This window comes from Paenarthrobacter sp. TRD_SC_7 (genome assembly GCF_056156245.1).
This window is the reverse complement of record NZ_CM149587.1, coordinates 2,032,648-2,047,679: the sequence shown is the minus strand read 5'-3', so window position 1 is coordinate 2,047,679 and position 15,032 is coordinate 2,032,648. Positions and strand designations below refer to the sequence as shown.

At 62.9% G+C, this 15,032-nt stretch carries 10 protein-coding genes; 5 read left to right on the top strand and 5 right to left on the bottom strand.

Annotated features, from left to right (window positions below; translation table 11 throughout):
• The first annotated feature begins 171 nt into the window (after window positions 1-171).
• Entirely contained in the window at window positions 172-1,347 is a 1,176-nt protein-coding gene (locus AC0J5Z_RS09940) for a macrolide 2'-phosphotransferase (protein WP_475038910.1), read from the top strand.
• Between the two features lie 39 nt (window positions 1,348-1,386).
• On the opposite strand, the gene AC0J5Z_RS09935 is transcribed toward AC0J5Z_RS09940, so the two are convergent.
• From AC0J5Z_RS09935 to AC0J5Z_RS09925, 3 genes are read right to left on the bottom strand one after another with little or no spacing between them, the layout of a single operon-like run.
• Window positions 1,387-4,896, bottom strand: a complete 3,510-nt coding sequence (locus AC0J5Z_RS09935) for an ATP-dependent helicase (protein WP_475038909.1) — start codon at window positions 4,894-4,896, stop codon at window positions 1,387-1,389.
• A complete protein-coding gene (locus AC0J5Z_RS09930) occupies window positions 4,893-8,246 on the bottom strand; it encodes an ATP-dependent helicase (protein ID WP_475038908.1) in 3,354 nt (1,117 codons plus the stop codon). The genes AC0J5Z_RS09935 and AC0J5Z_RS09930 overlap by 4 nt, the downstream gene beginning before the upstream one ends.
• A complete protein-coding gene (locus tag AC0J5Z_RS09925; RefSeq protein WP_475038907.1) occupies window positions 8,243-8,659 on the bottom strand; it encodes an MGMT family protein in 417 nt (138 codons plus the stop codon). The genes AC0J5Z_RS09930 and AC0J5Z_RS09925 overlap by 4 nt, the downstream gene beginning before the upstream one ends.
• 66 nt (window positions 8,660-8,725) lie before the next feature.
• On the opposite strand from AC0J5Z_RS09925, the gene AC0J5Z_RS09920 reads away from it, so the two are divergent.
• From AC0J5Z_RS09920 to AC0J5Z_RS09905, 4 genes are all read left to right on the top strand, one after another.
• Window positions 8,726-9,436, top strand: a complete 711-nt coding sequence (locus tag AC0J5Z_RS09920; RefSeq protein WP_475038906.1) for an exonuclease domain-containing protein — start codon at window positions 8,726-8,728, stop codon at window positions 9,434-9,436.
• A gap of 323 nt (window positions 9,437-9,759) precedes the next feature.
• On the top strand, window positions 9,760-10,710 hold the full coding sequence (locus AC0J5Z_RS09915) for an ABC transporter substrate-binding protein (RefSeq protein ID WP_475038905.1): 951 nt from the start codon (window positions 9,760-9,762) through the stop codon (window positions 10,708-10,710).
• A gap of 12 nt (window positions 10,711-10,722) precedes the next feature.
• A complete protein-coding gene (locus tag AC0J5Z_RS09910) occupies window positions 10,723-11,487 on the top strand; it encodes an amino acid ABC transporter permease (protein ID WP_091468678.1) in 765 nt (254 codons plus the stop codon).
• Window positions 11,484-12,221, top strand: coding sequence for an amino acid ABC transporter ATP-binding protein (locus tag AC0J5Z_RS09905; protein ID WP_017198579.1), 738 nt, complete (start codon window positions 11,484-11,486; stop codon window positions 12,219-12,221). Before AC0J5Z_RS09910 ends, AC0J5Z_RS09905 begins: the two co-directional genes overlap by 4 nt.
• A 90-nt stretch (window positions 12,222-12,311) precedes the next feature.
• Here the strand turns inward: AC0J5Z_RS09905 and AC0J5Z_RS09900 are convergent, their stop codons facing one another.
• Together AC0J5Z_RS09900 and hemL are read right to left on the bottom strand one after the other, a co-directional pair.
• Complete coding sequence (locus tag AC0J5Z_RS09900) at window positions 12,312-13,598, bottom strand: glycoside hydrolase family 3 N-terminal domain-containing protein (protein ID WP_475038904.1); 1,287 nt, start codon at window positions 13,596-13,598, stop codon at window positions 12,312-12,314.
• A gap of 112 nt (window positions 13,599-13,710) precedes the next feature.
• Window positions 13,711-15,030, bottom strand: coding sequence for a glutamate-1-semialdehyde 2,1-aminomutase (hemL, locus tag AC0J5Z_RS09895; RefSeq protein WP_091468683.1), 1,320 nt, complete (start codon window positions 15,028-15,030; stop codon window positions 13,711-13,713).
• Window positions 15,031-15,032 lie beyond the last annotated feature (2 nt).

The following is a 15,032-nucleotide window of genomic DNA, read 5'->3' as shown; positions in this document are numbered from 1 at the left end:
CTGACTCGTACCGACAAAAAACATTTGGAAATGTCCCCCGTTGTAAATACCTGCCCATGGGTTTGCCGGGTTGTGCACTTATGCTGTGTATTGCTCCACATTTGCTGCGGATCTGAAGACTCGCCGCACTGCATCATGGCCACAGGCCTCACTCAATCTACCGTGGAGAACGTGAGAAGAACACCGCTCGAACTGGCCGCCATAGCAACCGCGGCGGTGCCTGGCCTGGCGCCGACGGCCGCAGCCTATTCCCCCGACGATGACGCCGACTTCGACTCGGCGATGCTGCTCGACGCGGAAGGCAAACGCTGGCGGGTCCGTTCACCGCGCCATCCGGAAGCCAGCACGCGACTGGAAACCGAGTTCATGGTGCTGCGGGCCTTCGCGCCGGCCATCCGCGCTGAACTGCCTTTTCATGTACCTACTATCGCCGGCACAGTGCGGCAAGGCGCCCTGACGACGTTCGTCTACGCCCACCTGCAGGGCTCCATGCTTTCCATCGAAGAACTTTCGGCCGGCAGTCCCGCCTTGGCCCAGGAAGTCGGCGCAGCCCTGGCGGCCATTCATGACTTGCCACTGACCTTGGTCACCAACGCCGACCTTCCCAGTTACTCGGCCAATGAGTTCCGGCAACGCAAACTCAACGAACTCGACCAAGCGGCAACCACGGGCAAGATTCCGGCGACCCTGCTGCGCCGCTGGGAGCACGCTCTCGAAGACGTTGCCCTTTGGCGTTTCAATCCTTCAGTGGTCCACGGGGACCTTCATGAAGACAACCTGATGGTGCAGGATGACACCGTGACGGCCTTAACGGGTTGGACCGATCTCCGAATCGGCGATCCTGCAGACGACTTCGCCTGGTTGGTTGCGTCCAACGAAGCCTCGTTTGTTGAGGCCGTTTTGAGCCACTACACCCAAGCACGCCGCGAGCTCCCTGACGCCCACCTTCTCCGCCGTGCCGCTCTCCTTGCCGAGTTTGCCTTGGCGCAGTATCTGGTTAAGGCCATGGCAGCCGGGCACCAGAGCATGACGGTAGAAGCAGAGTCCATGCTTCATACACTCGCCGATGACATCGACGAGCAGGTACGCCGCGACGAAGAAGCTGCACAGGCCGCTGAGGACGAGGCCGCCGGGAACGAAGCCGCTGAGCACGAGGCCGCTCAGCTGAGGGCAGCGGATTCACGGGCGGACAAGCCTGCAGTCAGTGTGGCGGCAATTCCCGACGCTGATGCGTCAGAAAGCTCCGAAGAAAGCGGCTCCGGCACGGCGTCACACCACGACGACACCTCCACTGCCGCTATCAGTGTTGTCAGCGTAACGCCGCTTCACGCGGCCGAACGATCCTAGAACCCGGAACCCAGCTCCTTCCCGGGTTCCAAGGCGTTCCTACAGGTCCGCGTTGTTCTTCAATGCCTTGGCCACGATCAGCTCCAGTTCCTCGGCGTTACCAAGATCGTGCGGACGCACAACGGCGTCATCGGCCACATAGTAGAACGCGGCGCTGACGTCCTCAAGGGGAACATCCTTGAGTCGTGCCCACGCGAGCCGGTAAACGGCCAGCTGCACTGCCCGAGTCGCCAGTTGCCGACCTGCTGGGCGTCGCCCGGTTTTCCAGTCGATGAGTTGCCAGCGGCCGTCGGCATCACGGAACACGGCGTCGATGCGCCCACGGACTACGACGTCGCCGATCCGCGTTTCCACAGGTACTTCGACGAAAGCCGGAGCGCGCTGGGCCCACTCGGACTGCTTGAATGCCGCCACCATGTCATCCAAGCCATAGGCCTCGTCGATGTGTGAGTCCGAACCCGGCGCTTCATCAAGGTCCAGCATGCCGGTTGTACCAAAGTACTCCTCGACCCATGCATGGAAGGCGGTACCTTTGCGCGCCGATATGCCCGGTTCGCGGGGAACGGGCCTGCGCAGCCGGGACAGGACGGCGGCAGGGTCAGCACCGAGGTCAACGAAGAGTGAGGCAGAAATGTGGCTGGGCAGGTGGACGTCTTGAACGGCCTTGAGTTGCCGTCGGCGATCCAGCAGTAGTTCGGCTTCCTGGGACCATTTCCCGGCGGCACCAGTCAAATCACCTGAAGGGGCCTGGTGGGGTTGCTCGATGTATCCGCGGACCATGACAGCAGCCCGGTCCATGGCAAGCCGCCTGCCGGGAGTCAGCCTCAGGCGGGCACCGGTCCGTGGGTCCGAAGGCCCTTCCAACGGGTCATAGGGGAATTGGGCAACTTCGAGCGCTGCGGTCAAGGGGCTTTCCTCAGGCAAGGCCTCTTCGGCCACCGATTCCGCATGGACCACCGCACTGCCGAGCGGCTGCGGCCGGCCGGCGTCGTTTTCCTTTCCATCAACTCCGGCAAGCGGTGCCAGTTCGGAGAGAAAAGCAGACATGCCGGCCATTCCCGATCGAGAGCCATTCCAAGCAGCGCTGGAGGCCCACAGGACGAACTTCGCCCGGGTGTAAGCGACGTACGCGAGCCTCCTCTCTTCGGCCTCACCATGATGCTGGACCTCGGATTTGAAGTCCTTCTCTGCGTCCAACCATCCCTTTTGGTCAGGCTGTTCGAGGTCCCACTGGGGAAGATCGGCGCGATCGCCCCGCAAGGGCCACGGCAAGGCCGCGGCACCGGTGCTCCACCGGGAATCCCTGTTGCTGGGGAACGAACCAGCGTTGAGGCCCGGGACAAAAACAACGTCCCATTCCAATCCCTTCGAAGCGTGAACGGTCAGCAATTGCACTGCTTCCCGATTGGCCTCAACGGGGGCAACATCCAAGCCGCCTTCCTCGGAGGCTGCAGCTTCCAGCCACGACAAAAACGCCAGCAGGTCAATGCGTTGCGATGTCTGCAGGAACCCGGCTGCCGCATCCTGGAAAGCATCCAAATTGCGGCGCGCCTGGTGGATGCTGATTCCCGGCTTGGCCGCCACTTCGATGTCCAGGAGCATCGCACGTTCCACTTCGCCAAGGAGTGTGGTGAGGTCGTCGCCGATGTAGCTCCTCAGGGAGCGTAGTTCCGAAGCAAGGCGGGTCAGCCGATCCAGGGCAGCAGCGCTCAGGCTCCTCCCATGACCGGACGTCCAGCCTGGCCGAGGAAGGAAGTCAAGGGCCTCCACGAGGCTTGCGGCATCCGTGATGTCGCTTTCAATCACGGTCCCTGACGGTTCTTCGTTGTCATCAAAGGACTCAGGCCGGGCTTCCGGAGCCGACCGTCGGCGAGCCAGGAAGCGGGACCAGTCACTGAAGGCCATCAAGTCTGCCGGGCCGATCCTCCACCGCGCCCCGGCCAACAACCTCATCAGGGCATCGGAACGTCCTGGATCGGCAAGGACCCGCAAGGTCGCCACCAGATCCACGATCTCCGGTGTGTCCAGCAAGCCGCCAAGTCCAACGATCTCGTAGGGAATCCCCTGGAGCTCGAACTCGCGGCGGAGGCACTCCATCTGCGCCCGTCGGCGGCAGAGGACCGCCATGGTGGGTTTGACCGGAGTGCCGTCCTTCTCTTCTTCGAAGACAGTCCGTTGGTAGCGACGGACATCGCGGGCTATCACCGCGGCTTCGTCTTCATCCGTGCCGAAGCGACCGATCACCACACTTCCATCCACCGCAGCGGGGCTTGGAACCAACGCGGGGACTGAGACATTACTCGCTGTTTCCCTCTCCCCCGCCGGACCATCCAGTGCCGCCGACCTGTTTAGGGGCGCTGCGATGGTGTTGGCGGCCCGGAGGATGTTCCTGCCGTTCCGCCAGGCGGTGGTCAGATACGAAGTGGGGGCGACGGAATAGGATTCAAGGCCGCCGGAGGGGTCCCCATGCCGGACGGGAAACTCCTGCACAAAGTGGAAGAGCTGGCCCGCGGAAGCGCCTCGGAAGCCGTATATCGATTGGTTGGGGTCGCCCACCGCAGTCACTGCGTGGCCCTGACCGAACAGACGGGAGAACAGAACAAGCTGGGCGTGGGAGGTGTCCTGGAACTCATCCAGGAGCACTACTTTGTAGCGGGCACGTTCAGTGGTGGCAGCGAGCGGAATGTCGCTCGCAATTCGGGCTGCGAGCGCCACAAGGTCGCCGAAATCAAGGACACCGCGCTGACGCTTCGCTTCTTGGTAACGGACCACCATGTCGGCAACGCTGGCACGTGTCCTTAGCATGGCCGCAAGTTCTCCTGCGGCCTGCGCAGGATTCTTCTTGGCACCGGCTACGTAGGGAAGCTGCTCAAAGGCGTGAACGCGCTCCAGGACCCAGTCCCGGACTTCCCCGGGATTCCGAAGGTGCTCTGCGCACTCCCCGGCCAGCTGGATGACTGCATTGACGAGTGTGGATTTGGCGGCAGTAAAGTGCTCGTAGTCGCCGTCATATGCTTCCACGACTTCGCTGGCCAGCTGCCAGGACTGTGCGCCTCCCAGCAAGACAACGTCCCGCTCGATGCCCAACCGCAGGCCGTAGTCAGACACGATGCCGCTTGCATAGGAGTGGTACGTGGACACTTTGGGTTCGAGGTCGTCTGCGCCGAGAAGTCCTTCCGGGAAGCCTATGCTGCCATCATCGGCCGCCGCTATCCGCTGGAGCGTGGCCAGCTTGGACCGTATCCGGCTCGCCAGCTCTCCGGCAGCCTTGCGGGTAAACGTCACGCCGAGGACTTCTTCAGGGCGCACCCAGCCGTTGGCCACCAGCCACACCACACGGTCCGCCATGGTGGCCGTCTTACCCGAACCTGCCCCGGCAATCACCAGGCGCGGTGAAAGCGGGGAGGCAATGATGGCCGCCTGCTCAGGCGTGGGGTGGTTCTTTTCGCCAAGGATGTTGGCCAGCTCAGAAGGAGAGAACCTTGGCTCGGGGACTGCCTCCACGCCCAGGTTGCTGGTGGCAAAGCCGTCCAGGAGTTCGGTTGTCATTCGGTGACCTGCTTTCCTCTGGCGCACAACGGGCAAACGTCCGGTAGACGGCATCCATGGCCGCCATGCCCACCCTTGCCGGGGTCGTGCCGTGCTTCGAACGTTGCACCGGCCATCAGCGCAGCTGCCTCGTTCACCAGCCCCTCGGCCCAGTTGTCCGCGGGATCCAACGGATCCTGCTGCTGTACCGCCGGGCTCTTGGTCTTGGTCCCAAGTTGGGCCAGCACGGCGCCGCCGGGGACAAAGCCGACCGCCAACGCCGCTGGAGAGCCGGCGTCGGGCGTTTCCGCCCTCGTTCCAGCGTCCTGGAAGGCACCCTTGAGGACTGCAGCCTGATAAGCACCCAGTTGTGGGTGCTTGGCAACCTCTGCTTTGCCGGGTTGCCGCTTGCCTGTCTTGAGGTCCACGATGACGAGCCTGCCCTCCGGATCTATCTCGAGCCGGTCCACCTGGCCGCGGAGTACTGCGTGGCGAGTGGCCTCCCCTTCAGGAGCAGGGGAACCACTGACAGCGCCGGCGTCCAAGGTGACATCAGGTAACTGAACTTCAAAGTCGTGCTCCACGGCCAGCAAGCTTCTTCCGTCGCCGCGCATGATGAGCACATACTGGGCCAACTTCCGAACCATCAGTTCCGCCCGCTGGTAATCGAGCTTTCCTTCCCAGTTGTCCTTCATGCCCAAAGTAGGCCAACGGCGTACGAGCTCAGCCACGTACTCGGCTCCTGAAGCATCGGGAAGCTCTTGGGCAATGCTGTGAACCAAGGTGCCCAGGCTGCGTGCGAAGTCGGTGGCAGCTTCCCCTCCGGCTGCTTGGACGAACCAGTCCAACGGGGACTTATGTACGGCCTCCACCTTGGAAGGCGAGACGGAAACGGTACCGCCGGGTGGCACCACGGCTTCCTGTGAACTCAGCGCCGCCAAACCCCACCATGTGTCCGGATGTGCACCCGGAACGGGTGGTTCCGTGCTGGCGAGCCTGGCCAATATCCGGGCGGCCTCGTGCGAGGTATGGGCTTCGCAGCTACCGGCGTCTTCCGACTGTGCGTGTTGCCGCAGTTCCGCGACCAGGGCCCTCAAGGTCATGGGACGGTCAACGGGGGTGTAGTCACGCTTGTACTCACCTGCCTCCAGGGGCGCCACGTAGTCCAGGAAAGCCGAGGGTTGCTCATCCTCGGAAGACACCGCGGTGCAGATCAATACTTCACGGGCTCGGGATACGGCGGTCGAAAAACTCCTGAGTTCGTCGTAACGAATATCCCGGAGCCTGCTCAGGGGCCCGCGTCGAAGGGCGTAGTCCACTCCATGCTCCACTGCGTCGGCATAGACAGTGCTGCCCAGCAGCTCTCCACGCAAACGGGTGTTGGGCCATACGCCTTCTTGGAGACCCGCAACGATCACCACTGGCCATTCCCGCCCGGCTGCGCTTGCGGGGGTCATGATCTCCACGCAGGCCTCCAGCTGTGCCCGTGCGGCAAGGGTGTCCATGGGAAGTTCCTGGTTCAGCAAGTAGTCCAGGAACTGTTCGGGACCTGAACCGGGCAGTTGGTCCACGAAACGTTCGGCTGTATGGAACAACGCCATCATGGCGTCAAGGTCCCTATCGGCACGTGCACCGGCGTTGCCGCCTTCAAGTGCCATGTCTGCCCAGCGGGAAGACAAGCCGGTGGCGGACCACAAGGCCCACAGAACAGATTCCGCGTTGGCACCGGGTTCCGCGGCGGCAGCGGAACCGGCCGCGATCATGCGGGCGAGCCGACGGGCAGAACTGCCTTCAATACCCAGCGACGCCAGGGCGCCCGGCTGAAGCAGGGCCTCAACCAGCAAAGCGTCGCTGGAGCGGCCGCCACCGCCCAGAAGCTCCTCGCGGCGCAGGGATTGCCGGAGCCTGCGCAGTTCGATGGCCGTGGCTCCGCCGATGCGGGACGTCAGGAGGGAAACCGCAGTTTCCGGCGTCAGCTTTGCCGGGTCCAGGACAATGGCAAAGGCCTCCAAGAGGGGACGCACCGCGACTTCGTCACGGACGGCCGAGTCTGCCACCGGAACACGCACCGGAATCCCCTGGCCGCTCAGGTAGCGCTGCAACTGCGAAATTTGTCCGCCGTTCCGTACAATCACAGCGATGTCGCTGAACTCCCGCGATTCCCGCAACTGCGCTTCGAGGATGCGCTGCGCGACGTACCGCAGCTCGTGGACAGCTGACGGCAGCACATGACCCTCCACGCGACCATTCCCCGCAGATGCAGGATGCATGCCTTCCGGATGTTGTGGTTGTTCCATTTGCCTGGCCAACTGGCCACCCGAGCGCTGCGAGATGTGGCTCGCGACCCGGATCCACGCCTCAGCTACCTCAGGCGCATGCCTGTGGGTAACCGACAATGGGCGTTCGAGAACATTGTGCTGTGTGCCGCCCAGCAGTGTTGGCAGCTCTGACACCAGGTCCGGGCGTGCGCCGCGGAAGCCTTGCACCACGGTATCCGGTGAGTAGGTCACCACGACGTCTTTGCCTTCGCCGATGTCGGCAAGCAGCTCGAACACGGCAGGATTCGATTCCTGGGCGTCGTCCACGAGGATGAGTTGGAGTCGTTCCCTCTCGGCAGCCAGGAAGGCCGGCGAGTCTTGGAAAATCTGCCGCGCCGTGGTGATGATTCCAGCAGGGTCAAAGGCCTCAGGCATACGGAGGTCCAAGACATCCCGGTACTCGCTGTACAGTTCGGCAGCCGCCATCCAATCCGGCCGTCCGCACTCGTAGGCCAGCCCAACCAGGTCCTCTGCGGTGCGCCCCGATTCAATGATGCGGTCGAACAACTGCCGGATCTCGTGACGGAAGCCGCGGGTGGGGAGTGCCGCTGCGAGATCGTCCGGCCAAGGCAGCTGGAATCCCGGACGGGAGTGGCCTTCCAGCAACTCCTTGATGATGAGGTCCTGTTCGGGGCCCGACAGAAGCTTCGGTGGCCGCGTCAGCGGCAGGATGCCTTCAGCCTTTGCCCGCCGGATAACGTCGAAAGCGTAGGACGCCCAGGTGCGTGCCGGCGTCGTACTGAGGCTGCGGTCCAACCGTCCCGTAAACGTGTCACGCAAAGCCGCGGCGGCGTGGCGGCCCGGAGCAAGAACGAGAATCTGTTCCGGGTCCAAGCCATCTTCACGAACACGGCGGACTGCGGATTCCACGAGCACAGTTGACTTGCCCGTTCCCGGCCCCCCGGGCACGAGGACAGGGCCGCTCCCCTGTGAGAGGGTAACGACCGCACTTTGGTCCGGAGACAAAACAGGCGCCGCATAGTGGGTCTCACGCGGCGGGAGCAGCCGGAGGGCTGCCGGTGCTTGGCGGGTTTTGGCAGGAGTCGCGGTCACACAGTCATTTCATCATCGGGCACCGACAATTTATGGAGTTGACGCTCCAACTGGTCCGAGATCACATCCAGTTGGTCGAAATCGGAGTCGGTAGGCGCCCATCGGGCGGCTGTCAGATCGACGCGCCAACGGCCTTCGCCCGTCCTCAGGAAGGCCTCATATGCGCCATGCAGCGGGGTGGCTTCCTCCACGTAATGCCGCAGAGCGTCGGCCTCATGGGCGGGAGGTGCTTCCCCACTTGCCCGCAGGACGCGCCACCAGGCGACCGAGCTGCCATAATGGCTCATCACTGCGCCGACCTGCCGCGGCCCGCCGGCTCCCAATAGCTCTGCCACGTCACCGTAGGAGACCGCCGAACCCGATGGAACAAGGTCCACAACGGCCAGAACCGCCGTCACATACTCCATCCGCATGTGTTCAGCGTAACGGCAGGAGTGTCGTGCCCAAATAGTGTCGGACCCAGCCGGTAGCTTGAAGACATGAGCTCCTGGAACACCCTCTCCCGCGCCGCATTCGACCTCGAGACCACCGGGAAGAACTCACGGTCGGCGCGGATCGTCACCGCTTCCATCACTGTCGTGGATGCCCATGGGGAGCTCATCGCAGAGCACGAGTGGCTGGCAGATCCCGGTGTTGAAATCCCGCTCGAAGCCAGCGAGGTGCACGGCGTCACTACAGAGAAAGCCCGTTCAGAAGGCTGCCCGGCAGCCGAGGTCACGCGCGAGGTGGCCGGGGTGCTCCAAGGGCTGTTCGACGACGGCACTCCCGTCATTGCTTTCAACGCCAGCTACGATTTCACCGTCCTCGCAGCCGAGTCCGCCCGCTACGGCGTTCCCCAACTCAGCCGCTTCCCCGTGCTGGATCCCTATGTGATGAACAAGCAGGTGGACCGTTACCGCAAGGGAAAGCGCACGCTTACCGCTTTGTGCGAGGAATACGGTGTGGACCTGACGAACGCACATACTTCCGCTGCGGACGCTCTCGCTACGCTCCGTGTACTGGATGCCATGGCCGGCAAATTCCCCAAGTTGCAGATGCCGGCCTCCACCTTGCACCAGCTGCAAGTAGACTGGGCGGCATCCCAGGCCGCTGATTTCCAGCAGTACTTGCGGCGCAGTAAACCCACTGCAGTCATCGAGGGCGAGTGGCCGGTCCTTCCCCCCGAAGACGCAAGCCGGGGCGGCTTCTAGCCCCGGAGAGCAGGCGACTGCTTCCTTTTGCGACGCAAGTCACAGCAATTTCGGGAACCTCATTTTCAGGGTTGTCCGCCCGCGGATTCCACGCGAGCCTCCGCCGCCGGAATAGTCCGGAGCCCGAAGGTCCATTGATGGGAACTTTGTTCGGTTTATTCGAGTGCTGGCAACCATTTCTTCGATTCACCGTGCGCTAGCGGGCTGGTGACATAATTAAGTTTGGCGGGTTGAAGTCTGCTAGAGCAGCCAACCTTCGTATTGCTGCCGCCTTCCCCGCCCACCGCGAAACGTCTCCGTGACCCGATGAAAGTGATTTCTTCATGAAATTCAAAGCCCCTAAGTGGCTGTCTGTTGCCCCCGTGGCTGCAGCCTTGGTGATTTCCCTGGCAGCATGCGGCGGAGGAACCTCCGAGCCCGGCGGCTCCCCCACCGACGCCCTCGCAGGTAGCGACCAGAAGTCGCTGGACACGTTCACCACTGCTGACGTGACTCCGCTGGACAAGATCGACAAGTCCAAGCTGGGCCTTATCACCGACGGCACCCTGCGCGTGGGCACCCTTTCCGACGCCCCGCCGAACATCTTTATTGATCCTTCCGGCAAGTTCACCGGCTACGACAACGAACTCCTGCGCGCCATTGGTGACAAGCTGGGCCTCAAGGTGGAGTTCGCCTCCACCGACTTCTCGGCGCTCCTGTCCCAGGTGGGCAACAAGCAGTTCGACGTCGGATCCTCCTCGATCTCCACCACGGACGCCCGCCGCAAGACTGTTGGTTTCACCAATGGCTACGACTTCGGCTACATGGCAATCGTGACCAAGAGCGACTCCAAGGTCACCGGCTTCGCGGACGTCAAGGAAGGCCTGCGCATCGGCGTTGTCCAGGGCACCGTCCAGGATGACTACATGACCAACACGCTGAAGATCGAACCGGTCCGTTTCCCTGATTACAACACCGTTTACGGCAACGTAAAGAACGGCCAGATCGATGCTTGGGTTGCACCGTCCCAGCAGGCCGAAGGCCAGGTCAAGGAAGGCGACAACACCAAGATCGCAGAGAAGGTTGTCAACACCCAGAACTTCACCGCGTATGCCGTGAACAAGGACAACCAGCCGCTGATTGATGCCCTGAACTCCGGTCTGGACGCTGTCATCGCTGATGGAACCTGGGCCAAGCTCACGGCCGAGTGGTACAAGGACCGTCCGACTGCCGCCGAGCAGACCCCCCAGGGCTGGAAGCCGGGCAGCAAGGCCGTCCAGCTCCCCGCCAAGTAACCAAGGCGTTCCATGGATATCCTCAATCAATTAGCCGACACCTTCTTTGACTGGGAGGCGATGGGCGAAGTCATCCCCAAGATGTTCGCCGTCGGTCTGCCCAACACCATCGTCCTGGCTGTCGTCTCGGGCATCATCGGGACCGCGCTCGGGATGTTGCTCGCCCTGATGGGGATCTCCCGGAATGCAGCAGCACGGTGGGTGGCCCGCATTTACACGGACATTCTCCGCGGGCTCCCTCCGGTGCTGACCATCCTGGTGATCGGATTCGGCTTTGGCCCGATCATTCGTGAACTAACCGGCTCCACCAGCCCTTACCCCATGGCGATCGCTGCCTTGTCCTTGATGTCCGGCGCGTATATCGGCGAGATTTTCCGCTCAGGCATCCAAAGCGTGGACAAGGGCCAGCTGGAGGCGACCCGGGCCCTCGGGTTCAGCTACGGCTCGTCCATGCGCCTGGTGGTAGTGCCGCAAGGCATCCGCCGCGTTCTTCCTGCGTTGGTCAACCAGTTCATCGCGTTGATCAAGGAATCGTCACTGGTCTTCATGCTTGGCCTCCTGGCAACAGAGCGTGAGATCTTCCAGATTGGTAAGGATGCAGCTGCCAACAGCGGCAACCTGTCCCCCTACGTGGCAGCAGCCATCTTCTATCTGGCGTTGACCATCCCGCTCACGCATTTTGTGAACTTTATTGACGCCCGCATGCGCGCTGGACGCCCCGAGAAGAAGGAACCGGACGAAGCCGCGGCCGTCGTAGGAAAAGGAGCGCAGGCATGAGTGAATTCGCATCAGGCACGTTGACGGCGAAGAACATCCACCTGTCGTTCGGCAGCAACCATGTATTGCGGGGCATCGACCTGCACGTCGAGAAGGGCACCACGGCCTCCGTGATCGGCCCGTCCGGCTCAGGCAAGTCAACGCTGCTCCGAGTAATGAACCGGCTTATCGAGCCGGATCAGGGCGACATTCTGCTGGATGGACGTTCGGTCCTCAAGGACAACCCGGACGAACTGCGTCGCCGCATCGGCATGGTCTTCCAACAGTTCAACCTTTTTCCGCACAAGACGGTAGCCGAGAACATCTCGCTGGCACTGCGCAAACTCCGTGGCATGTCCAAGGAACAAGCGCGCGACGAGGCATTGGCCCAGCTGGACCTGGTCGGTTTGAAGCACAAGGCGGATTCCCGTCCGGCAAACCTCTCGGGCGGACAGCAGCAGCGTGTGGCGATTGCCCGCGCGCTGGCCATGAAGCCTGAGGTGATGTTCTTTGACGAAGCTACCTCCGCGCTGGACCCGGAACTCGTCAAGGGTGTCCTTGCGCTCATGACGGACCTGGCCCAGGGAGGCATGACCATGGTGGTGGTAACCCACGAAATGGGCTTCTCACGCAACGTCTCGGACATCGTGACCTTCATGGACGCCGGCGTGGTGGTTGAATCCGGGCCTCCGGAGCAACTGTTCACGAATCCGCAAACGGAACGCCTCCAGGGTTTCCTTTCGGACGTCCTCTAAGGACCCCTTAGCAGGGTTACACCCGCTACAAAGAACCCCGCCTTCCAAGCGAAGGCGGGGTTCTTTGCCGTTCACACTGCCTTGGGGCCGCTACTGATTGGCCTTGACGCGCAGCACCGTGAGCGCGGCGGCGTCCACCTTTGCCCGGAAGGCAGGATCTGCCGTGGCCTTCTGCACCACCGCCTGGTGCATCGCCGGAATGCTCGCGGGATCGGCACATACCAGCATGGTTCCGCCTGCGCCGAAGAAGTTCAGGGCACGCTCGGCATCGGACCATGCTTCCAGCTGGGCCGCACTGCAGAGGTCATCCGAAAGAACGATCCCTGTGAAGCCGGCGTCAGCACGGAGCATCGTGTCCATCACAGTAGATGAGAATGGTGCGATGTTGGCGGCGTCGATCTTGTCGTAGTAGGCATTCGATACCATGACCCACCGGGCGCCTGATTTGATGGCTGCGCGGAACGGCTCCAGTGCGGGATCTTTCCGGGTGGTGGCCGTGTCACGGACATCGCTGGTGACGTCCGTGTTGGGAACTACCCTGCCAAGCCCTGGGAAGTGCTTCACTACCGGGGCCACGCCGGCATCTTTCATGCCATCGGCAAAGGCATTGCCCAGCAGCGAGACGTTGGCTGGGTCGTAGCCATACTCCCGCTGGAAATGGCCGATGGGGGCATTGGAGGGTGCAAACTGTGGGCTGGTCACTGTATCCAAGACCGGCGCGAGGTTCACGTTGACGCCTACGCTGCTAAGTTCCTTCCCCCACGTTGCAGCATCCGCGCGAAGTTTTGCCGCCCCGGAGGACGCTTGGACCAGGGCCGTGGGAATGGTGGAGAAACCCGGACCGGAGAGAACCTGGACATATCCACCCTCTTGGTCGGTGGCCACAAAAAGGGGTACCCCGCCGGTTGTGGCGGCAGAGACCGTGCCTGTCAGCGAAGACACAAGGGACGCCGTCGGGGCAGTTCCGGCCTTGCTGCGTCCGCTGAGGTAGACGTTCCCGGCGTGATACTTCGTCAACGCTTCCATGGTTCCCGGTTCGGGGCCGCTGGCCTTGGCTGCCACCATGAACAGTTGTCCCACCCGCTGCTCAAGGCTTAGAGCGGCGAGCTGCTGCTCCGCAGCGGACGGCGTGCTCGGCGCCGGCACAGGCGCTACGGAGGGAGCCGGGGAAGGAACCGCTGGCTTGGTAACTGACGTCGGCGGGGACGAGGGAGCCTGCGTGCCTGACGGCGAAGAAGGAGCCACCGATGGTGTCCCCTCCGCCGAATTTTGGCCGGAGTTCGTTGGGCCAGTGGAACATCCGGCCGCCGAGACCAGAAGCACTCCGGCGGTTGCGATGCTGACGCTCAGTGATGCAATGGAAGGGGACTTGCGCATGGTAAACCGTGAATTCGTTGGGGGTGGGTTTCCACCTACGAGCCTACCCCGATCGGACACAACAATGCCCCGGACAATTGCGTCAAGCAGTCGCCCGGGGCATCACCAAAGATCAGGCCGAGGCGCCCGCTGCGGCCTTCGCTGCTGCCGGAAGGGCATCGATGATCCGGTTCATCGCTGCGTCGTCATGGGCAGCGGAGAGGAACCAGGCTTCGAAGACGGACGGCGGAAGGTAAACGCCGGAGTCCAGCATGGAGTGGAAGAACGGGGCGTATCGGAAGCTATCCTGCCGCTGGGCGTCGTCGTAGTTGTGCACGCCGTGGGCAGAGGTTCCAAACGCAACCGAGAAGAGGTTGCCCGCCCGCTGGATGGAGTGGTCCACGCCGGCGTCATCAAGGGCGGAGGAGAGCGCAGCTGAGAGTTCCAGCGAACGGGCATCAACATAGGCGTAGACCTCAGGAGTTGCATTGGTCAACGTCGCCACACCTGCGGCCATGGCCACGGGGTTTCCGGACAGCGTACCGGCCTGGTAAACCGGGCCCACGGGAGCGAGGTAGTCCATGACGTCGGCACGGCCGCCGAGTGCCGCCGTCGGCAGTCCGCCGCCGATGACCTTGCCGAAGGTGAGCAGGTCCGGAGCCCAGCCTTCCTGGCGACCGGTCAATCCCCAGTAGCCGGCGTAGCCGGTACGGAAGCCGGTAAGGACTTCGTCGAGGATGAGGAGTGCACCGTGTTCCTTGGTGATGCGGGACAGGCCCGCGTTGAAGCCTTCGCCCGGAGTGACGACGCCCATGTTCGCCGGAGCCGCTTCCGTGATGACGGCAGCGATGTTTTGGCCGTGGGCAGCGAAGGCAGCCTCAACGGCAGCAAGATCGTTGTAAGGCAGAACCAGAGTCTCAGCTGCGGTGGCCTCTGTGACACCGGCAGAGCCGGGCAGTGCCAACGTGGCCAGGCCGGATCCTGCGGCTGCCAGCAGTCCGTCAAGGTGCCCGTGGTAGCAACCGGCGAACTTGATGATCAGGTTGCGGCCGGTGAAACCGCGGGCCAGGCGAACGGCCGTCATGGTGGCTTCGGTTCCGGTGGATACCATCCTCAAACGTTCCACGGCGGACACCCGGTCCTTGACGATCGCGGCAAGGTTGGCTTCATCCGGCGTGGAGGCTCCGAAGGAAAGGCCGCGGTCCACAGCTGCGTGAACGGCGTCGAGCACGGCGGGGTGGGCGTGGCCCAGCAGCGCCGGCCCCCAGGAGCACACCAGGTCTACGTATTCCTTACCGTCTGCGTCCGTCAGGTAGGCGCCCTTGGCGGACACCATGAACTTCGGGGTACCGCCCACTGACCCGAAGGCGCGTACCGGCGAGTTCACGCCGCCGGGCATCAGGGACCGGGCACGGTCGAACAGTTGATCGGACACGGGGGTGTTTGACGTCATGG